The following is a 19,605-nucleotide window of genomic DNA, read 5'->3' as shown; positions in this document are numbered from 1 at the left end:
CCTATGCGGGGCGTCACGCGGGGATGCGCACCGCTCCCGGCGCGCCCGGGAAGCCGCGCCGCGAAGTCTGGTCAGCTGGCGCGACGCTTGAGCTTGCGCCGCTCGCGCTCGGAGAGACCGCCCCAGATGCCGAAGCGCTCGTCGTTGGCCAGCGCGTACTCGAGGCACTCGCCACGGACGTCGCACGCCGTGCAGATGCGCTTGGCGTCCCGCGTCGAGCCGCCCTTCTCCGGGAAGAACGCCTCAGGGTCGGTCTGCGAGCAGAGCGCATCGCTCTGCCAGGCGAGGGCGTTGTCGTCATCCTGGTCGGACCGGCGGACCCCGGGGACACCGAGGTTGACCGGATCGACGAACCAGTTCTCCGGCACATCGGAACGGTAACCCGTCATCTCGACCTCCAACCCTTCAGAAACCGCCCCCCTGGCGGGCCGTGCTCACCTAATTACACCCGTGTCATTCCCTCCGGTCAAGTCGCGGATCGTAAACCCTCAAGCGATTCTTGAAGGTTCTTGGACGTCGCTCGGCGTGTCGCCGACCCGAGGACGACGCCTCAGCGGCCGGGGGTCGCGACGAAGGCCTCGCCCGCACCGGAGAGCATGAGAGAGCGCTCGTCGGCGTCGGCGAACGCCACCGTGCCGACCGGGACGACGGTCTCGACGCCGGACTCCGCGGTCACGTGGACGGCCCCGGCCGTGGCCAGTACCATCGTCGGGCCGGAGACGTCCAGGGTCACCGGAGCGTCATCGAGCCGGACCCGCTGGAGCGCGAAATCCGGGACGGGCACGGAGTACGTCGTCACGGCCTCGTCGGCCGTCGGCCGCAGCACCGGCACCTCGCCGGGGGTGGTGTCCAGCACGGCGAGCAGCTCGGGGACATCGATGCGCTTGGGGGTCAGACCACCGCGGAGCACGTTGTCGCTCGCCGCCATGATCTCCACGCCGAGGCCGGAGAGGTAGGCGTGCAGGAGTCCCGCCCGCAGGAAGACGCCTTCGCCGCGGCGCAGCACCACGTGGTTCATGAGCAGGGCGACGACGACCCCCGGGTCGCCCGGCGAGGCCTCGGCGATCGCGGCCACCGCCCGCAGAGCCGGCTCCCGCTCCCCTGCGTCACCGGAGGCGGCGCTGACGACGGCAGAGATGATCTCGTCGACGTCGCCCTGCGCCTGCCCTCCGAGCAGCCAGCCGATCGCGCCCCGGAGGGGGTCGCCCTCGCCCGAGAGCCGCTCCCGCAGGGAGCGAACCCCGGGGACGTCGTCGAGGGAGTCGAGAAGTCGCAGGGTGTCCGCGACCGGACGCAGGCCGCTGAGCGACTCGAAGCGATCGCTCAGGGCGACGATCAGCTCCGGCTTGTGATTGGCGTCGCGGTAGTTCCGCCGCGGGTCGTCCAGCGGCAGCGAGCTCTCCCGTGCCCACCCCTCCTGCGCCTGCTCCCTGGTCGGGTGCACCTGGATCGACAACGGCCGCGCGGCGGCGAGGAGCTTCAGCAGGTACGGCAGCGTGCCCCCGGTCACCTCGTCCAGCGTCCCGCCGTCCGCGAGGTCGGCGGGATCGCCCGGGTGATCGCCGAACCACACCTCGGCCTCCGGCACGCCCGCCGGGGTGCGGCCTTCGAGCTCGGCGAGGAGGGAGGACGATCCCCAGGCGTAGTCGCGGGGCACGTTGGTGAGGCTGCGCAGCATGCCCCCAGCGTAGAGCCCGGCGCGACGGACAGGTCGGATCCGGGCCCGTCGAGGTAGCCTGAGTCGCGATGGCCCAGTACACCAAGCACCCGGTGGCAGCCCCGCCCACCGCGCCCGAGCGCGAGTCCACGGGGCATCTCCTGCTACGCGGATACGTCATCGCCGTCCTTTTCGTGGCCTTCGCGCATTCGGCGGTGTACAACCTCGTCGGCGAGATCGGGGCCGCGATCGTGCTCGCCCTCTTTAGCGCGGCCACCCTCGCGATCGGCGTCCCGATGCTCGCCAGGAAGCGCCCGCAGTCATTCCGCTGGCGTCGGCTGCCGTGGGCGGCCATGGGCTACACGGCACTCGCCCTCCTCTCGGTCGCCTGGTCGCAGTGGCGCGTCCCCACCGTCGCCACGGGTGTGCTCCTGGCGGCCGTCACGGTGAACGGTCTGTTCATCGCACACGTGCTGACCTGGCATGAGATCGTGCGCGCCCTGTCGTCGGCCTTCAAATGGATCCTCGGCCTCTCCCTCGCCCTCGAGCTGTGGGTGTCGCTGGTCCTCCACGGTCCCCTGCTGCCGAACTTCGCGGACATCCCCGACGGGAAGATCGACCCCCAGTGGTACTGGGTCCGCGACAACCTCTTCGACGGCGGACGCATCCAGGGCATCCTGGGCAACGCGAACCTGCTCGGCATCGTGTCGCTGTTCGCGCTGATCACCTTCGGCGTGCTCTTCGCCGCGCGAGCCCGCTGGCGGACCACGCTCGCGCTGTGGATGCTCCTCGCGGCATACTTCCTCGTCCGCACCGCGTCGGCGACTGCGCTCGTGTGCGCCGCCGCGGCCGCCGTGGTCCTCGTCGTCGCCCTGCTGATGCGTCGAGCGGCCTCGCCCACCGCGCGCACCCGGATCTACGTCGTCGCGATCGGCTCCACCGTCCTCGGCGTTCTCGCCGTGTGGCTGCTGCGCGAGCCCCTCCTCGGCCTCCTCGGCCGCAGCGCCGACCTCACCGGCCGCTCCGACAAGATCTGGGCGGCGGTCCTCGAACGGGTCGGCGAGCACCCCGTCATCGGCAACGGCTTCTCCAGCCCGTGGGTGCCCACGGACCCGGCTTTCGACGGCTGGATCGTCGACCATGGGATCACCGTGTTCCACGCCCACAACATGTGGTTGGACGTGCTGCTGCAGCTCGGCATCGTCGGCCTCGTGCTGATGGCCGTGGCCTACGCCAGCCTCCTGTGGCGCTCCTGGTTCTTCGCCGTCGACCGCCCGCGGTGGGACCTCGACGCGCGGCGCCCCTACTCCCCGCTCACGCTGCTGCCCAGCCTGTTCACCGTCGTGCTGCTGGTGCAGGGGCTCACCGAGTCGACCCCCATCATGCTGTGGGGGTGGCTGCTCCTGGTGATGCTGTCGTTCAAGCTCAAGTCGGTGCCACTGGTAGGCGTCGGCGAGCGGGATCTCGTCTTCGAACGCGGCGCGACGCCGCGGCGGGTGCCGTGACGGTGGCACACCCGCTCGCCCGGCTCCTCGGCTCGGCGGAGATGGCGCGGGCGTTCACGCTGGCGGCACTGACCGCCGTGTTCGGCTCGTTCGCGATCGGACGGATGACGTCGGCCGTCACCCTCGCCACCATCATCACGGCCCTGTGCCTGCTCGGCGCCGCGATCCTCTGGGTGCGGAGAGAGGAGCTGTCCCCGCTGCGCATCGCGCCGTCCTCGCTGCTGGCCTTCCTCGCCTGGGCTCTCGTGAGCCTGGTGTGGACGACCGACCGCTCCGACACGATCCTGGGCTGGCTCTCGCTCTTCGGCTACGCATTCCTCGCGATCACCATCGGACACATCCGCGACACGCTGCAGACCGTCCGCGCGCTGGGCGACACCCTCCGCGTCCTGCTCGGGATCTCCCTCGGCGTGGAGATCCTCTCGGGCGTGCTCCTCGACCTCCCGTTCGCCTTCCTGGATATCCAGGGCAATCTCGCCTCCGGCGGCCCGGTCCAGGGACTGTTCGGCAGCCGGAACATGCTCGGCTTCATCGCCGTGCTCGCCCTGATCACCTTCGTGATCGAGTGGCGCACCCAATCCGTCGATCCGCCTCTCGCGGTGGTCTCCGTCGCCCTCGCCGGCGGGCTGGCCTTCCTGTCGTCCTCGCCGACGGTGCTCGTGCTGGCCGTCGCCGTCGGAATCGTCACGGTCGCGCTCACCATCGTCCGCCATACCGCCCCGGCCCGTCGGAACCTCGTGCAATGGACGTTGGGCGTCCTGGTCGCCCTCGCACTCACCGTCGCATTCGCCCTGCGTCACCAGATCATCGCGCTGCTCGACGCCGGATCCGACTTCTCCATGCGGGCCGAGCTGTGGAACATGATCCTCGACTTCGTGGCCGTCAAGCCCATCACCGGATGGGGCTGGTTCGGCGACTGGGCCCGAGGAGAGTATCCGTTCACGTTCATCAACTTCCAGCTCGACGACCGGCATCAGAGCGCGCTAAACGCCTTCTTCGACGTGCTGCTGCAGCTCGGCGCGGCGGGGTTGGTGCTGTTCCTCCTGCTCGGCGGCATCGCGCTGATCCGCTCCTGGCTGGTCGCGAGCGTCCGCCGCTCCGTCGTGTACGCCTGGACGCCCATCACGCTCGTGACTCTCGCGGTGGACTCGATGTTCGAGAGCTTCACACTCGTCGGCGCGGGGTGGTTCATGCTCGCCCTGTGCGCCCTGCGCGCCGGGCAGTCCCGCTCGTGGCGCGAGAACATCGACGCCGCGCATACCGGCGCCATCCCCACTCTGCGCCCGCAGGAGTGACGGCGCGCCGTCAGCGGACGGTGGGGAGCTTCTCCGCCCAGGCGAGGGCGTCGCGGACGCCGTCGTCGACGGAGCGCTCCGCGCGCCACCCCAGCACCTCGCGCGCCCGCTCCACGATCGCGAAGGCGCCGGCCTGGTCCCCGGGTCGGCGATCGGTCTCGACGACGGGCAGCGGGTCCCCGGTCACCCTCTCGAAGGCCTGAACCAGCTCGCGGACCGTGACGCCGTCGCCGGTGCCCAGGTTGATCACCTGATACGGCTGCTCCGGCGTCGCGACATCGTCGAACCGGGCCACCGCCGCGACGTGCGCGAGCGCGAGGTCCCAGACGTGGATGTAGTCCCGCAGGCCCGATCCGTCGCGGGTCGCCCAGTCGGTGCCGGTGATCTGGAACGGCTCCCCCGCCGCCCGCGCCTGCATGATCTTGCCGAGCGCATGCGACGGCGTGGGATTCTGCAGTCCGGTCCGCAGCTTCGGGTCGGCACCGATCGGGTTGAAGTAGCGGAGCGCGATGGCGCGGAAGTCGCCGGCTGCTGCGGCGTCGGCGAGGATCTGCTCGACCATGGCCTTCGTCGCCGCGTAGGGGCTGGAGGGGGCGAGGCGGCCGCCCTCATCCACGCCGTCGCCGGTCTCCCCCGCGTAGATCGAGGCAGACGAGCTGAAGACGATGCGCGCGATGCCGGCGTCGCGCAGGCGTCGCAGCAGAGTGATCGTCTTGCCGACGTTGCTGTCGTAGTAGCCGAGCGGATCGGCGACGGACTCCGGCACGACGATCCGGGCGGCGCAGTGCACGACGGCATCGATGTCAGGGTGGTCCGCCAGCAGCCGGTCGAGGACGTCGGCGTCGGCGATGTCGCCGACGTAGAGGTTGCGTCCCTCACCGAAAGCCGCCAGCCCGGTGGACAGATCGTCGAGCACCACGACCTGGATCCCGGCCTCGATGCACGCCGTCGCCACGGTCGATCCGATGTAGCCGGCCCCGCCGGTGATCAGTACCTTCATCGCGGTCAGTCTAGCCAGCCACGCCGAGCGCAGGGGATCGGCTCTCCGCAGATCCGAAGGCGACCACCGGTAGGCTACTCACTGCTCGTCGAGTCCCGCGCTGCCCTCCGGCAGCGGCCGCGGCATCAACAACGGAGAACCTCCCTGTGGCCCACGTCCTTCAGAACGTCGTCTTCCCGCTCGATCGCGACCCCGATCTGCTCCCGCTGTACGCAGACCCGGAGACGTGGTCCGTGATCGAGGAGGAACCGGTCCGGGTCTCCAGTCGCGCGCATCTCGGCAACATCCTGGGACGGCACCGCGCCCGGATCGTGGCCGGTCGGCGTGTCTCCCTCGGAACCTACTTCAACGCGTTCCCCGCGTCGTACTGGCAGCATTGGACGAGCGTCCGCGAGGTGCAGCTCACCGTACGGACCACGGGGCCGGCGACCATCCTCGTCTACCGCTCCAACGGCGGCGGTGTGCGCCAGCGCGTGGCCACGCGTGAGGTGACCGGCGAGGCCACGACCTCGTTCGACCTCGACCTCACCCAGTACAGCGACGGCGGCTGGATCTGGTTCGACATCGTCGCCGATGAGAAGCCGGCCGTGCTCGAGGGCGCGGAGTGGACCACCGAGCAGTCCCCCGCCCGCACCGGGAAGGCCTCTCTCGGGATCACGACCTACAACAAGCCCGACTACTGCGTCGAGACCCTGAGGGCGCTCGCCTCCTCTCCGGATGCGCTGGAGTTCGTCGACCGCATCTTCCTCGTCGACCAGGGCACGCAGCTCGTCGCGGACCAGGACGGTTACGCCGAGGTCGCCGAGCGTCTGGGTGAGACCCTGCAGGTCATCCGCCAGGGCAACCTCGGCGGATCGGGCGGCTTCGCCCGTGCGATGCACGAGTCCCTGCAGCGCCCCGAGAGCGACTTCGTGCAGCTGCTGGACGACGACGTCCGCATCGAGCCGGAGTCGCTGCGACGCTCCATCGTCTTCGGTCAGTTCGCCACCACGCCCGTGCTCGTCGGCGGACACATGTTCGACCTCCTCGACCGCCCCAAGCTGCACGGCTGGGCGGAGGTCGTCGACGAGGGCCCCTTCATGTGGCGCAACCTCTACCAGGAGAAGATGCCGCACGACTTCGGTGTCGCCAATCTGCGCCAGTCGCCGCTGCTGCACATGCGGATGGACGCCGACTACAACGGGTGGTGGATGTGCCTCATCCCGCTCGACGCGGTCCGCACGGTGGGACTGTCGCTCCCTGCGTTCATCAAGTGGGACGACGCGGAATTCTGCCTCCGTGCCGGCGAGGCGGGCTTCCCGACCGTGTCGATGCCCGGTGTGGCGCTCTGGCACGTCTCCTGGGTGAACAAGGACGACTCGATCGACTGGCAGGCCTACTTCCACGCCCGCAACCGGATCGTCGCCGGGCTCCTGCATTCCGGAGCACCCCGGGGCGGCCGCCTCATCGTGCACAGCCGCCGCGTGGACCTGAAGCATCTCATGATGATGCAGTACTACCCGGTGGCGCTGCGCAACCGGGCTCTGCGCGACGTGCTCTCCGGACCCGACCATATGCGCCGAAACCTAGGCACGGCGATGCCGGCCGCACGCGCCCTGGCCGCCGAGTACCCGGAGACGGTGATCCATCGCGACCCTGCCCGGGTGCTCCATTCCCGCCGCGGCCGCCAGGTCTACAAGCGGCTGCCGAAGAACGAGTTCGACAGCCCGACCGGCGTGCGACTGCGGATCTTCACCCTGAAGACGCTCCTCTCGCACTGGGTGCACCGCCCTGACCCCGCGAACATCGCTCAGCCCGAGGTGGAGTTCGGCAAGGGCGACGCGCACTGGTGGCGCCTCCCGCTGTATGACAGCGCTCTCGTGAGCGCCGCCGACGGTTCCGGGAAGAACATCTACACGCGCGACCGCGCCAAGTACCGCCGCATGCTGCGCGAGTCCGTGCGCCTGCACGCCGAGCTGCGACGACGGTGGCCGGAGCTCCAGCGCCAGTACCGCGCCGCTCTGCCGGACCTGGTCTCCGCCGAATCCTGGCAGCAGGTCTTCGAGGAGAAGGCATGACCGCCGACGCCCGTCCCTTCGATCCCTCCTCCGCCGCGATCGTCATCGTCACGTACAACCGCTCGCATCTGCTGACCGGCCTGCTCACCAGCATCACCGCGATGGACCCGAAGCCGGGCCACGTGATCGTGATCGACAACGCCTCCTCGGACGATACGACCGACGTCGTCGAGTCCTTCCGAGACGACATCGGAACCGACCTCGTCTATCGCCGTCTCGACGTCAACACCGGTGGCTCCGGCGGTTTCAGCGAGGGCATGCGCACGGCGTACGATCTCGGCGCCCAGTGGATCTGGATGATGGACGACGACGTCGAGGTGCTCCCGGACGGTCTCGCCCGGATGGGCGCCTGGGCGCCGCGATTCAAGAGCATCCAGGGACGGCGCTACGACTACGACGGCAGCGAGTTCTACTGGCAGTACCGCATCGCGGAGCGCATGGGCATCCCGATCCCGTTCGCCCCGGCGGGTTTCGACTCCTCGGGGTACAAGGAGATGAACAGCGGCTGCTTCGAGGGCATGTTCATCCACCGCTCGATCGTGCAGCAGATCGGCCTCCCCGACCCGCGCTTCTTCATCTACTGGGACGACCAGATGTACGGGTGGCTGGCGTCTCGCCTGACCACCGCGGTCATCGTCGACGAGTTCGTGCTGCGCCGCACGCGCGAGATCCGGCAGTGGGACATGGGCATCCGGCACATGAACGCCTCGAGCAACGCCTACCGCTACTACATCATGCGCAACCGAGCCTTCATCAAGCAGTACTACCGCGTGCACGGCGTCTACAACCCCGTGCTGTTCGGCCTCGGGACGACCGCGACGTTCTTCAAGGAGCTGATCCGGCTCGTCTTCGTCGAGCGCACCGTCCGCGGCACGAGCAACCTGTTCCGCGGGCTCAGGGACGGTGGCCGCATCGGTCGCGATCGCACCTGGGAGCCGATGAGCCCCCTGGAGGCCTGAGATGGACGAGCCCCAGCCCGAGGTGCGATGGGCCCCACTTCCCCCCGCGCCGAAGCGCACCGGTCGGGTGTGGCTGATCGTCGGTCTCAGCGTCGCGGCGCTCGCGATCGTCGGTATCCTGCTGTTCTTCCTGCTCCCGCGCGACGGTGGCCCTGAGCCCGTCGGCAGCACGAGTCCGTCTCCGACGGCCACCCCCTCCGAGACGCCCACCGCCACTCCCGCTCCGACGACGACCCCGGAGCCGACGCCGATCACGACGGCGCCCCCGATCGGCGATCCGACGATCGAGGTGTTCCGCGACAAGGTGTCCGGGTGGCTGAACTCCGCCGATCGGGGTCTCGACATCGTCGCCGGGGCGAGCGGTCAGGATGCGCTTCCCGTCGTGGACTCCCTCCAGGAGGACGCCCAGCGCCTGGGCGACGCCCTGCCGCCGTCCTCCATCCAGGACTCCTGGCGCTCCGGCGTGGAGACCTACGCCCAGCGGCTCACGGCACTGCGCGCGGCGGTCGAGGACGGCTCGGGTGCGTCAGCGGCCATCGACAGCGCGCGCGCTGCGGCGGCAGACCTGCGCAGCCTCGTGGGACTCTGACGCCCTTGGGTCCGAGCACGATTCAGACGGAGTAGTCCGCGTTGTAGCGGTCGAGCACCTCGTTGATCGGGGCATCCAGGGCGAGCGTGCCGCGGTCCAGATAGAGTCCCCTCGTGCAGAAGCGGCGCAGATCGCGCTCGTTATGGCTGACGAAGAACAGCGTACGTCCGTCTGAGAGCAGCTCGTCGATGCGCTTGTAGCACTTCTCACGGAAGGCCTTGTCGCCCACCGCGAGGACCTCGTCGACGAGCAGGATGGGCTCGTCGAGCTGAGAGACGACGGAGAACGCGAGGCGCACCTTCATTCCGTTGGAGAGGTGCTTGTACGGCGTCTCCTCGAACCCGGCGAGCTCGGCGAACGCGATGATGTCGTCGTATCGGCGGGCCACCTCGTCCTTCGACATGCCGTGCAGTCCTGCGGTCAGCCGGACGTTCTCCCGGACCGTCAGATCGCCGACGAATCCGCCGGTGATCTCGATGAGCGGAGCGACGCCGCCATTGACGCTGACCGAGCCCTCATCGGGCAGCAGCACACCGGCCACGAGGCGGAGCAGCGTCGACTTGCCCTGCCCGTTCCGTCCGACCACGCCGATCGATTCGCCCGGCTGCACCGTGAACGAGACGTCGCGGAGCGCCCAGAACTCCCCGGGACGCGACCGCCGGGATGCCCCGGCGAACAGGTCCTTGAAGCTGCGCTGCCCGCGACGGTTGCGGCGGAAGCGCACACCGAGGCCCTGCACGTCGATCGCGGCGTCCATCACAGCTCCTTCAACACGGGGCGCTCGAGACGCCGGAACGCCCAGACGCCGAGCGCGAGGATGAGCAGGCACATCACGGCGCTGACCGTGAGCGTGAACGGGTTCCACTGGTCCGGGAAGAACGGCATGCGATACAGCATGAAGATTCCGGCTAGCGGGTTGAAGGCGCCGAGCGTCTGGAAGACACCGGGCAGGTCCGTGACGTTGTAGATGATCGGGGTGGCGTAGAACATCGCCCGGAGGATGAGCGCCGTGGTGCGCTCGAGGTCCGTGTAGAGCACGCACAGCGGCGCGACCAGCAGGCCGAGGCCGACGAGCAGTACCGTCTGCATGAGGATCGCCACCGGCACCCAGAGCACGCCCCAGCCGATCTGCACCACCTGGTCGGGATGGCTCTCGAACAGGAGGTTGACCACGATGAACAGCACCAGCACCGGCAGCGAGAACAGGAACTCCATGCCCTTGCTGAGCACGATGCGGTTCACCCAGATGGAGCGCGGGATCGACGTCGAGCGGACGAGACGGGCGTCCTTCTTGAACGCCCGCGTGAAGTCCGACACCGAGCTGTTGAACCACACCCACGGCAGCAGCGCGCTGATGAGGAAGATGATGTACGGCTGCTCACCGACGTCGCGACGGAACACCTGGGTGAACACGAACCAGTAGATCGCGCTCATCACCAGCGGGTCGAGAACAGACCACACGTAGCCGAGGAAGCTCGTCGCGTACCGGACCTTGAGGTCACGGGCCGACAGCAGCCACAGCGAATGCAGATAGCGCCGGGGCGTCCCGGGCGCCCCGACAGCAGCGTGACTCACGATTCCGAGTCTAGGAGAGAGTGTTGTTCCAGAGCGACAGCGCCGACCCGATGGCCATGTGCATGTCGAGGTACTGGTACGTGCCCAGGCGACCGCCGAAGTGGACGTCCTTCTCCCCCTTCGCGAGCTCGCGGTAGGCCAGCAGGCCCTCGCGGTCAGTCGGGGTGTTCACCGGGTAGTAGGGCTCGTCGGTGCGCTCGGCGAAGCGGGAGAACTCCCGCATGATGACGGTCTTGTCGGACTCGTAGACGTCCTTGCGCTCCGGGTGGAAGTGCTTGAACTCGTGGATGCGCGTGTACGGCACGTCCATGTCCGGGTAGTTCATGACGCTGGTGCCCTGGAAGTCGCGGACGTCCAGCACCTCCTGCTCGAAGTCGAGCGTACGCCAGCTCAGCGCGCCCTCGGCGTAGTCGAAGTAGCGGTCGACGGGGCCCGTGTAGACCACCGGGACCTGCCCGACGGTGGCCTTCTTGTTCAGGGCCTGGGACTCGTCGAAGTAGTCGACGTCCAGCTTCACCTCGATGTTGGGGTGGTCGGCCATGCGCTCCAGCCACGCGGTGTAGCCGTCGGTGGGCAGCCCCTCCCACGTGTCGTTGAAGTAGCGGTTGTCGTAGGTGTAGCGCACCGGGAGCCGGCTGATGATGTCGCCGGAGAGCTTCTGCGGGTCGGTCTGCCACTGCTTCGCCGTGTAGTCGCGGAAGAACGCCTCGAACAGCGGGCGCCCGACGAGCGCGATGCCCTTCTCCTCGAAGTTCGTCGCGGACTTCACATCGAACTCGCCCGCCTGCTCCTTGACGAGCGCACGGGCCTGGTCCGGCGTGTACGCGGCCTGGAAGAACTGGTTGATCGTCCCGAGATTCACCGGCATCGGGAACACGACGCCCTTGTGGGTCGTGTAGACACGGTGCACGTAGTTCGTGAACGACGTGAAGCGGTTGACGTACTCCCACACCGTCGCATTCGACGTGTGGAACAGGTGCGCGCCGTAGCGGTGCACCTCGATCCCGGTCTCGGGTTCCGCCTCGCTGTAGGCGTTGCCGCCGATGTGGGAGCGGCGGTCGATGACGGTGACCTTGCGGCCCGCTTCCGCGGCGCGCTCGGCGATGGTGAGGCCGAAGAAACCCGACCCGACGACGAGAAGATCCATCAGGCTGCCGTCCCCACCACGAGACGCGGCGTCCCGGACCACAGCGCGGCGTCCGTGGCCGCGCGACCGTCCACCAGGAGCTTCACTCCCGGCAGCTGGGCCGGGCTGAGCTCACGATAGTCGGCGTGGTCGGTCTGGAGGATGGCGAGATCGACCGGTCCGCCGAGGTCGTACGGCTCGAACCCGAGTCGACGCAGTTCCTCGTCGGTGTACAGCGGGTCGTGAACGACGACCTCGGCACCGCGGGCGCGCAGCGCCTCGACGGTCGGGAACACACCGGAGAAGGCCGTCTCCTTGACGCCGCCGCGATAGGCGGCTCCGAGCACGACCGCCCGCAGACCGCTCAGGTCGCCGAGGATGCCTTCTGCCTGCGCCACCAGGCGCTCCGGCATGGAGGCGTTGAGCTGGCGCGCCACCCGCACGATGTCGGCGTCGGGGTCGGTGGAGAGATACAGACGGGGGTAGACCGGGATGCAGTGCCCGCCCACGGCGATGCCCGGGCGGTGGATGTGGCTGTACGGCTGCGAGTTGCAGGCCTCGATCACCTTGTAGACATCGATCCCGTGGGCAGCGGCGAACAGCCCGAACTGGTTGGCCAGGCCGATGTTGACGTCGCGGTACGTGGTCTCGGCGAGCTTCGCCATCTCGGAGGCCTCGGTCGTGCCGAGGTCCCACACGCCGTTCGGGCGAGGGAGATCGGGACGCTCATCGAACTGCAGGACCGCCTCATAGAACTCGCGGGCGCGACGGTTCCCCTCGTCGGACAGTGCGCCGATGAGCTTCGGGTACTTGCGCAGGTCGGCGAAGACCCGCCCGGTGAGCACGCGCTCCGGCGAGTACGCGAGGAAGAAGTCCGTGCCCTCCGTCAGGCCGGAACCCTCCTCGAGCATGGGCTTCCAGCGGTTCCGGGTCGTCCCCACGGGCAGCGTCGTCTCGTACGACACCAGGGTGCCGGGCGTGAGGTGCTCGGCGAGCGAGCGCGTCGCCGAGTCCATGTACTGGAAGTCCGGCTCCCACGTCTCGTCGTTCACGAACACGGGGGCGACGAGGACGACGGCGTCGGCTCCCGGGATCGCCTCGGCGTAATCGGTCGTCGCGCGGAGCCGGCCGGCCGGAACGAGCTCCTGCAGCTTCTCCGCCAGGTGGGCCTCACCGGGGAACGGCTCCTGCCCGGCGTTGATGATGTCGACCGCCTTCTGGTTGACATCGACGCCGATCACATCGTGACCGGAGGAGGCGAACTGGACGGCGAGGGGAAGCCCGATCTTTCCGAGGGCCACGACGGCGATACGCATGGGGTCCAGTCTATGGGGCGCAGCATGGGCGGACTCCCAGCGACGAGGTCCCCGTCAGATGTCGGCGCCGTGAGACTGCAGCGCCTCGATGACCCGCGTGGCTGCGTGACCGTCGCCGTACGGCGCCGCCGCGGTCTCCTGTGGGCGAGGACGGGTCACGCCGGCTGCGATCTCCTCCGCTGTGTTCGCGAGCACGTTCCAGCCCAGCTCGACCGTCTCCACCCATTCCGTCTCCGTGCGCACGGTCGTGCAGGGGACGCCGAGGAGGAAGGCCTCCTTCTGAAGCCCGCCGGAGTCCGTCACGACGCCCGCGCTCGACAACGCGGCGGCGATGAGATCCGGGTAGGCGAGCGGCGGGTGTGCGATCAGGGACCCCTGCGTGAGCGGGATGCCGTGCGCCGCCGCCTTGGCAACCACCCGAGGGTGCGCCAACAGGACGACCGGCTTGTCCAGACCCGCGAGGCCCGCTGCCACCTCGGCGAGACGAGCGGGGTCGTCCGTGTTCTCGGCGCGATGGATGGTGGCGACGTAGTACCCCTCCGCCTCCAGATCCAGCTCCTCCAGCAACATCGAGGGCCGCCCTGCCACCTCATCACGCACCTCGAACAGCACATCGGTCATGACGTCGCCGACGAGCACAGTGCGGGCGGAAAGCCCCTCCGCTTCCAGATGATCGACGGCGACCTGCGTCGGAGCGAGCAGCAGGTCAGCGGCGTGGTCTGTCATCACCCGGTTGTGCTCCTCGGGCATCCGGCGGTTGAAGCTGCGCAGACCCGCCTCGAGATGCGCGACGGGGATGTGCATCTTCACCGCGCTCAGCGCCGCGGCGACCGTGGAGTTCGTGTCGCCGTACACCAGCACCCAGTCCGGACGGTGCTCGTCGAAGACCGCGTCGAGCGCGGCGAGCATCGCGCCCGTCTGCACGCCATGGGACCCGCTCCCGACCCCGAGGTGCACGTCCGGTGCGCCGATCCCGAGATCGTCGAAGAACACGTCGGACAGCATCGGATCGTAGTGCTGGCCGGTGTGCACGATCACGTGGTCCACTCCGGCGGCGAGCGCCGCCTTGTGGATGGGAGCGAGCTTCACGAACTGCGGGCGGGCGCCGACGACGCTGACGATCTTCACGATCGCCGACTCTACCTGCCACTCTGACCGGTCCACACCTCTACAATGGGGAGCCTATGGCCAGCGCTACCGTCACCGAGGCGCGGACGCCCCGACTGGACTCACTGACCAGCCTGCGGTGGTGGGCCGCGCTCGCCGTCTTCTTCTTCCACGTCCGCAACGTCGTCCCCCTCCCCGGGGTGATCGGCGACGTCGCTAGGTACGGCAACTTCGGCGTGGCGTTCTTCTTCATCCTCTCGGGATTCGTGCTCACCTGGTCGTGGCGTCCGACGGTCGGCATCGGAACCTTCTATTGGCGACGCTTTGCCCGCATCTATCCGCTGCACATCGTGACCCTGATCGTTGCGATCCCGGTCTTCTACAGCTACTCCCCTGACCCGCAACAGACCTGGGTGAAGCCCTTCGACATCGCGGTCCTGGTCCTGTGCGTGCTGCTGCTCCAAGGCTGGTCCCGCGACCCGGCGGTGCTCTTCGCGGGGAATCCCGCTGCGTGGACGCTCACGGCCGAGATGTTCTTCTACGCGATGCACCCCTTCATCACGCGCGTCCTCAAGCTCCTCTCGAGCCGCGCTGCGCTGTGGGCGGCGGTGGGCGTCCTCGGCCTCAGTGTCGGAGCCCGTGCGCTGATCATCCTCGATCCCGCCGGGTGGCTCGCCGGCTTGCCCTGGCCCATCCTTCGGCTCAACGAGTTCGTCATCGGGATGTGCCTTGCCTGGTCCATCCGCCTGGGGTGGCGGCCACGGATACCGGTTTTCGTGCCGATCACGCTTCTCGTCGCTTTCCTCCTTGGGCTCCAGATCTTCCAGAGGGTGCCGTATCTGGCTCCCGTTTACGACGTGCTCGCCTCGTTCGTCAGTGAGATCATGACAGCCCTCTTCGCGCTGCTGATCTGCGCTTTCGCCGCCGCGGATCTCGCAGGGAAGACGCGGATCGCGCGTTCACGCCCCCTGGTGCTCCTCGGCGAGTGGTCTTATGCGTTCTACCTGATCCACGCCACACTGATCTACATCGTGCTGGGCTCTCTGGGCCCTCAGCACGGAGTCGCCGGCGTGATCTGGATCCTCGTCCTTCTCGGGTCCTCGATCATCGCGGCATGGGCTCTGCATGCCTTCATCGAGCGCCCGGTCGAGAAGCGCCTGCGCGCATGGCAGAACAAGAAGGTCGAGCAGCGCGCGATGCGCCGGAACGACCGACGGCCGACGGAGGAACCCGTGATCGAGGAGCGCCAGTGACCACGAAGACGCCGCACCTGCTGTATGTCGCATGGGGATACCCTCCCTCGCGTGGGAGCGGTGTCTATCGCGCCTGGGCGACGGCGAACGCCTTCGCTCGAGCGGGCTGGAAGGTCACGGTGCTGACCGTTCCGCGCGAAGTGTTCGAAATGTCCACAGGCGTCGATCTGACGCTCGAGGCGCAGGTAGACCCGGCCATCGAGATCATCCGAGTTCCGTTCACCTCTGGCGCCTTCGCGAACGACCTCGGCGAATGGTCGTGGCTGCGCGCGCATGCTCCCGAGATCTGGAACACCATTCAGTCCTGGCGCGGTCAGCGTTCCTTCCCGGAACGCAATTACGGCGGGTGGCGTCCGGTCCTGGAAGAGGCAGCTCGGCGGATCCATCACGAATCCCCCGTCGACCTCACCATCGGCACAGCGAACCCGAACGTCGATTTCATACCTGGTCACGTGCTGAGCACGGAATTCGGCGTGCCCGCTGTCATGGACCACCGGGATGCGTGGGCTGTCGACATATACTCCGGACGGCGAATGATCGAGCCTCGCAGCCGCGCCGGCCGGTGGGAGCGCACGCTGATCGAGGACGCCGCGGAAGTCTGGTTCGTCAACACTCCGATCCGGGACTGGTATGCCGAGCAGTATCCCGAGTTCTCCGACCGTTTCCTGGTCGTAGAGAACGGCTATGACAACCCGCTGGCTTTCCCTCCTCGCGACGGCCGGGATGACGGGCTGGTCTTCGGCTACATCGGCACGATCTCCGGCGCGATCCCTCTGCAGGAACTCATCGACGGCTGGGCCCTCGCTCGGGAACGGAGCACTCTCGTGCGCGACGCGCGGATGGATCTTTACGGATACCTGGACCACTTCGGTGTCCCCGGCGCCAACATGGTGCAGGCGATGGAGCGTTTCGAGGAGAACGACATCAGGTACCTCGGGCCAGTGGGACGAGCCGACATCGCCGCGACGTACGCGACGTTCGACGCCCTCGTCCTGACGTTCGGCGCGGGGCGCTTCATCACCGGCGGCAAGGTCTACGAGTACGCCTCCACAGGGCTGCCCATCGTCTCCGTGCACGACCCGGAGAACGAGACGTCCCGCACGCTCGCCGACTACCCCGGATGGTACGGTTCCGTCGCGATGACGGCCGAGGCGATCGCCGACGCCTTCATCGCGACGGCCGAACACGCGGCGACGCAGAGCGACGACGACCGGACGACGGCACGCACGTATTCTCAGCGGTACTCCCGTGCCGCGCAGCTGACGCCTCGCATCGAGGCCTGGACGAAGCGGATCGCCGCTGGGGAGGTCGGACGATGAACATCCTGCTCCTCTCCCCCGGCGGCTCGTTCGCCTCGGCCCTGGAATCGCTGCCGCTGGACCGGGAAGGTGACCGTGTGACGCTCGTCACCGCTGTCGCGAGCGACGCCCAGGACGCGAGCCCGCTCATCCGGCTCGGAGCGGCGGCGCTCCCCTCCCGCAGTCGGCTCGCCAGAGCACTGGAGTCATCGGTGATAGGGCGCAACATCAAGCGGCTGAGCCCGCTCGACGGGAGCCGGCGTTTCGCGGCCGCCGCTCGTCGGAGCGCGGAGCTGCGACGAGCGGTCGCACAGGCAGACCTCATCGTCGCGCTCGAAAGGGACAGCGTGCTTGCAGCTTGGAAGGCCCTGCACGGGTGGGCGCCCGCCGGAACACGAGGCGTCTTCGGCCTCGCCCCCGCCCGCGCTCTGCTCACCTCGCGGCGTCCGGCAGCCTGACCACGCCCTGAGGCGATCGAGTCAGTCCCGCGGCGCTGCCAAGCGGGAGAGGATCGCCCGCTCGACCGCGACATCTCGCTCTGAGGAGAGCGTCCGTGACGCCGCGTCGGCCGACCGCTTGAACGCCTCGATGTCGTCCGAGGTCACCTTCCGGATCGATGCCGCGACATCGCTTCCCGAATACCCCCCGGTGACCAGTCCCAGATGCTCATTTTCGATGAGGCGATCCGTCTCGACCGACGGGCCGAACACCACACCCAGCCGGGCTTGCACGAAGTCGAAGAACTTGTTGGGGAGCATGTACCGGTGGTTCGGCGTGAGGGGCGGGAGGATGAAGACACCCAAGTCGAAGGGGTTGAGGGTCTCCGGCAGCGTGTCAGGTGGCACGGGGGCATGCAGGGTCGTACGAGGGCTGGCGGCGATGCGCGCCTGAAGATCCCTCCAGTAGGAATCCCCCTGCCGGGAGGGGATCAGGTACAAGTCCAGTGAGTAGCCGTCCCCCAGTTCGTCGACAGCATCGATGATCGCCTCGATGTTCCTCCCCGGCACGGCGCCGCCGCTGTGGACGAGGCGCACGAGACCCTTGCGAACCGGTGAGGGCTGCAGATCGGGCCGATGGGCGATGGCATTGCGGACGATCTCCGGAGTGACGGCGAACGCATCCGCGTACATCTCTGCGATCGAGTCGTTGATCGTGGTGGCCGCGTCGACCCGCGGGAGGTACTCCGCGCACACCCAACGCATGAACGGCGAGATCAGAAGCCGCCAGGAGAGGACATGAGTGCGTTCCTCCGGCGCCCACTCGTGGAGGTCGCACCAGATACGCGGTGCACCCTGAACGCGGAACGCCAGGGGAAGCGCCCGCGCTTCATTGGCGACCACGATGTCGAACTCACGGTCACCCAGGAGTCGAAGAGCCTCCTTCAGCGCCGGTGCTTCGAGCTCTACCGAACGGTAGCGTCGCAACGCGAGCTTCAGGACCCCGGACGGCGTCTGCGGGAGCGACGGCAGCTGTCGGGGAATCTCGATGTGCGCAACGGCGCCCGCTGGTCGATCTCCGTAGCAGAGGGTCGTGACGTCACCGAACTCGGCCAGAACGTCGAGTTGCCGGAGGACGCGGGAGTCGGACACCACCTCGGAGAAAGAGATGCACAGGATGCGAGGGCGGGGGGTCTCAGACGCCACGGTTCTCCTTTCCGTCCGCGGGATCGGTGACCCCGAGGAACGTCGCCAGCACGGCCGCGGATCTCCGGCCGTCATGTACCTGCTCCACAAAGCGTCTGCCGTCGGCCGCGAGGCGACGCGCCGAGTGCGGGTCGGCGAGGATCCCGCGAATCGTCTCACCGACCCGGTCGAACCGGGACTCGACGATGGGCAGGTCGATGCCGGTGTGGACGCGGACCGCCGCCCGGACATCCTCATGCACATGACCGATCACCACGCGCCCGGCGGCCATGGCCTCACAGGCCGCCACCCCGTAGTCTCCGAGACGGAACTGATCCAGGACGATGTCGGCGGAACCGTACACCGCTGGCATGTCCGCCGACGCTATGCCCTCGAGCTTCGTGTAGCGGATGAGTCCTTCGGCGGCCAGCTCCTCCAGTTGGCTGTCGACGGACTCGTCGCCCTTCATCGCGGAGTTGCTCGGTACATAGGCGACGACCGGGACGTCGTGGCGTAGCGGTTCCGAGTCGGTCCTCCATCGCGAGGGATCCACGACGACGGGTAGCCACTGCGACCTGGGGACGTCGAGCAGCCCCGGCGTCGAGACGAACGACGGATACGCGGAGTCGAGGATCATCTGGCGCCGACGCTCCGCATTGGCCTGGAGTGTCGCCGTCGCCGCACGGGGATATCGACCGCGCGCCCCGAAGGGGGAATCGGTCTCCCAGGCGGCGTGCGCACTCGGTACCCGGATGTCACTGCCGTGCCACAGCAGGCCGACGTGAACGCCTCGGGCGGCGACGTCGTCCAGGACGTCCAGCGGAGACCGCCAGGGCCGGGGACCAAAGAGGTGCCGTCCCGACTCCACGAGGACGTGCGTGAACCCCTCGACGATGGCGCGCCGCTGGCGCGATTGCCATCCGTGCGCGAAGAGGTAACCGGAGTCGGGCACGGTGACGTCCGACGGGAAGCCGAATCTGTCCGTGCGCTCGTTCGAGGTCATGTAGTTCACTGCGCCCACACCCGGGAGATGGGATTCCACAGCGTGCGCCCACTGGTGCGCCTGGCCAGCCGAGTTCGTGGGTGCGATCAGCAGACGCACTTCCGCCTCGGGAGCAGACGCGACCTGCATCCTTCCCTGATCCCAGCCGAGAGTCCCGGGCATGATCCGGGCGAGCAGAGGATCGGGGATGAGTCCGGTGACGGCACGGACCGCTTCGACGGCGTTGTTGCGCAGGCTCATGAC

General features: G+C 68.3%; 18 protein-coding genes. 8 read left to right on the top strand and 10 right to left on the bottom strand.

The annotated features are described in order from the left end of the window. Positions 1 to 71: 71 nt before the first annotated feature. Together WFJ36_RS02015 and manA are read right to left on the bottom strand one after the other, a co-directional pair. Complete coding sequence (locus WFJ36_RS02015; RefSeq protein ID WP_060921730.1) at positions 72 to 389, bottom strand: WhiB family transcriptional regulator; 318 nt, start codon at positions 387 to 389, stop codon at positions 72 to 74. Positions 390 to 550: 161 nt separating this feature from the next. Continuing rightward, positions 551 to 1,678, bottom strand: coding sequence for a mannose-6-phosphate isomerase, class I (manA, locus tag WFJ36_RS02010; RefSeq protein ID WP_336642541.1), 1,128 nt, complete (start codon positions 1,676 to 1,678; stop codon positions 551 to 553). 68 nt (positions 1,679 to 1,746) lie between these two features. Here manA and WFJ36_RS02005 point away from each other — a divergent pair, with 68 nt between their 5' ends. Both WFJ36_RS02005 and WFJ36_RS02000 read left to right on the top strand, forming a co-directional pair. Beyond that, complete coding sequence (locus WFJ36_RS02005) at positions 1,747 to 3,162, top strand: O-antigen ligase family protein (RefSeq protein WP_071328277.1); 1,416 nt, start codon at positions 1,747 to 1,749, stop codon at positions 3,160 to 3,162. Continuing rightward, positions 3,159 to 4,457, top strand: a complete 1,299-nt coding sequence (locus WFJ36_RS02000) for an O-antigen ligase family protein (protein ID WP_071328276.1) — start codon at positions 3,159 to 3,161, stop codon at positions 4,455 to 4,457. Before WFJ36_RS02005 ends, WFJ36_RS02000 begins: the two co-directional genes overlap by 4 nt. 10 nt (positions 4,458 to 4,467) lie before the next feature. Here WFJ36_RS02000 and galE read toward each other — a convergent pair whose 3' ends face one another. Beyond that, positions 4,468 to 5,457, bottom strand: a complete 990-nt coding sequence (galE, locus tag WFJ36_RS01995; RefSeq protein WP_071328275.1) for a UDP-glucose 4-epimerase GalE — start codon at positions 5,455 to 5,457, stop codon at positions 4,468 to 4,470. 146 nt (positions 5,458 to 5,603) lie between these two features. Between galE and WFJ36_RS01990 the strand changes: the two genes are divergently transcribed. The 3 genes from WFJ36_RS01990 to WFJ36_RS01980 are packed head-to-tail and all read left to right on the top strand — an operon-like array spanning position 5,604 to position 9,062. After that, on the top strand, positions 5,604 to 7,514 hold the full coding sequence (locus WFJ36_RS01990) for a glycosyltransferase (protein ID WP_071328274.1): 1,911 nt from the start codon (positions 5,604 to 5,606) through the stop codon (positions 7,512 to 7,514). Continuing rightward, positions 7,511 to 8,473, top strand: coding sequence for a glycosyltransferase (locus tag WFJ36_RS01985; RefSeq protein WP_071328273.1), 963 nt, complete (start codon positions 7,511 to 7,513; stop codon positions 8,471 to 8,473). Before WFJ36_RS01990 ends, WFJ36_RS01985 begins: the two co-directional genes overlap by 4 nt. Before the next feature lies 1 nt (position 8,474). After that, a complete protein-coding gene (locus WFJ36_RS01980) occupies positions 8,475 to 9,062 on the top strand; it encodes a hypothetical protein (protein ID WP_292788074.1) in 588 nt (195 codons plus the stop codon). A gap of 22 nt (positions 9,063 to 9,084) precedes the next feature. On the opposite strand, the gene WFJ36_RS01975 is transcribed toward WFJ36_RS01980, so the two are convergent. The 5 genes from WFJ36_RS01975 to wecB are packed head-to-tail and all read right to left on the bottom strand — an operon-like array spanning position 9,085 to position 14,207. After that, complete coding sequence (locus WFJ36_RS01975; protein WP_085607131.1) at positions 9,085 to 9,819, bottom strand: ABC transporter ATP-binding protein; 735 nt, start codon at positions 9,817 to 9,819, stop codon at positions 9,085 to 9,087. Continuing rightward, positions 9,819 to 10,637, bottom strand: a complete 819-nt coding sequence (locus WFJ36_RS01970; RefSeq protein WP_060921738.1) for an ABC transporter permease — start codon at positions 10,635 to 10,637, stop codon at positions 9,819 to 9,821. The genes WFJ36_RS01975 and WFJ36_RS01970 overlap by 1 nt, the downstream gene beginning before the upstream one ends. A 10-nt stretch (positions 10,638 to 10,647) precedes the next feature. Then, positions 10,648 to 11,784 (bottom strand): UDP-galactopyranose mutase, encoded by a 1,137-nt coding sequence (gene glf, locus WFJ36_RS01965; RefSeq protein ID WP_336642540.1) that lies wholly within the window; start codon positions 11,782 to 11,784, stop codon positions 10,648 to 10,650. Next, a complete protein-coding gene (locus WFJ36_RS01960) occupies positions 11,784 to 13,079 on the bottom strand; it encodes a nucleotide sugar dehydrogenase (protein WP_336642539.1) in 1,296 nt (431 codons plus the stop codon). Before WFJ36_RS01960 ends, glf begins: the two co-directional genes overlap by 1 nt. A gap of 54 nt (positions 13,080 to 13,133) precedes the next feature. Continuing rightward, positions 13,134 to 14,207 carry a non-hydrolyzing UDP-N-acetylglucosamine 2-epimerase gene (gene wecB, locus WFJ36_RS01955; protein WP_071328726.1) on the bottom strand — a complete coding sequence of 358 codons (1,074 nt, stop codon included), beginning with the start codon at positions 14,205 to 14,207 and terminating at the stop codon, positions 13,134 to 13,136. Between the two features lie 56 nt (positions 14,208 to 14,263). On the opposite strand from wecB, the gene WFJ36_RS01950 reads away from it, so the two are divergent. The 3 genes from WFJ36_RS01950 (at position 14,264) to WFJ36_RS01940 (ending at position 17,195) form a co-directional block, all read left to right on the top strand. Then, positions 14,264 to 15,439, top strand: a complete 1,176-nt coding sequence (locus WFJ36_RS01950; protein ID WP_071328268.1) for an acyltransferase family protein — start codon at positions 14,264 to 14,266, stop codon at positions 15,437 to 15,439. A 149-nt stretch (positions 15,440 to 15,588) separates the two neighbouring features. Next, positions 15,589 to 16,758 carry a glycosyl transferase gene (locus WFJ36_RS01945; RefSeq protein ID WP_336642538.1) on the top strand — a complete coding sequence of 390 codons (1,170 nt, stop codon included), beginning with the start codon at positions 15,589 to 15,591 and terminating at the stop codon, positions 16,756 to 16,758. Beyond that, complete coding sequence (locus tag WFJ36_RS01940; RefSeq protein ID WP_071328267.1) at positions 16,755 to 17,195, top strand: hypothetical protein; 441 nt, start codon at positions 16,755 to 16,757, stop codon at positions 17,193 to 17,195. The genes WFJ36_RS01945 and WFJ36_RS01940 overlap by 4 nt, the downstream gene beginning before the upstream one ends. Before the next feature lie 21 nt (positions 17,196 to 17,216). On the opposite strand, the gene WFJ36_RS01935 is transcribed toward WFJ36_RS01940, so the two are convergent. Both WFJ36_RS01935 and WFJ36_RS01930 read right to left on the bottom strand, forming a co-directional pair. Further along, positions 17,217 to 18,380 carry a hypothetical protein gene (locus WFJ36_RS01935; protein WP_071328266.1) on the bottom strand — a complete coding sequence of 388 codons (1,164 nt, stop codon included), beginning with the start codon at positions 18,378 to 18,380 and terminating at the stop codon, positions 17,217 to 17,219. Next, positions 18,370 to 19,602: a glycosyltransferase gene (locus tag WFJ36_RS01930; protein ID WP_071328265.1), complete on the bottom strand. Its 1,233-nt coding sequence runs from the start codon at positions 19,600 to 19,602 to the stop codon at positions 18,370 to 18,372. The genes WFJ36_RS01935 and WFJ36_RS01930 overlap by 11 nt, the downstream gene beginning before the upstream one ends. Positions 19,603 to 19,605 lie beyond the last annotated feature (3 nt).

Source organism: Microbacterium sp. MMO-113, from assembly GCF_037148555.1.
Lineage (GTDB): Bacteria > Actinomycetota > Actinomycetes > Actinomycetales > Microbacteriaceae > Microbacterium.
Note: the sequence above shows the minus strand (reverse complement) of the source record. Positions and strands in the feature narration are given on the sequence as shown.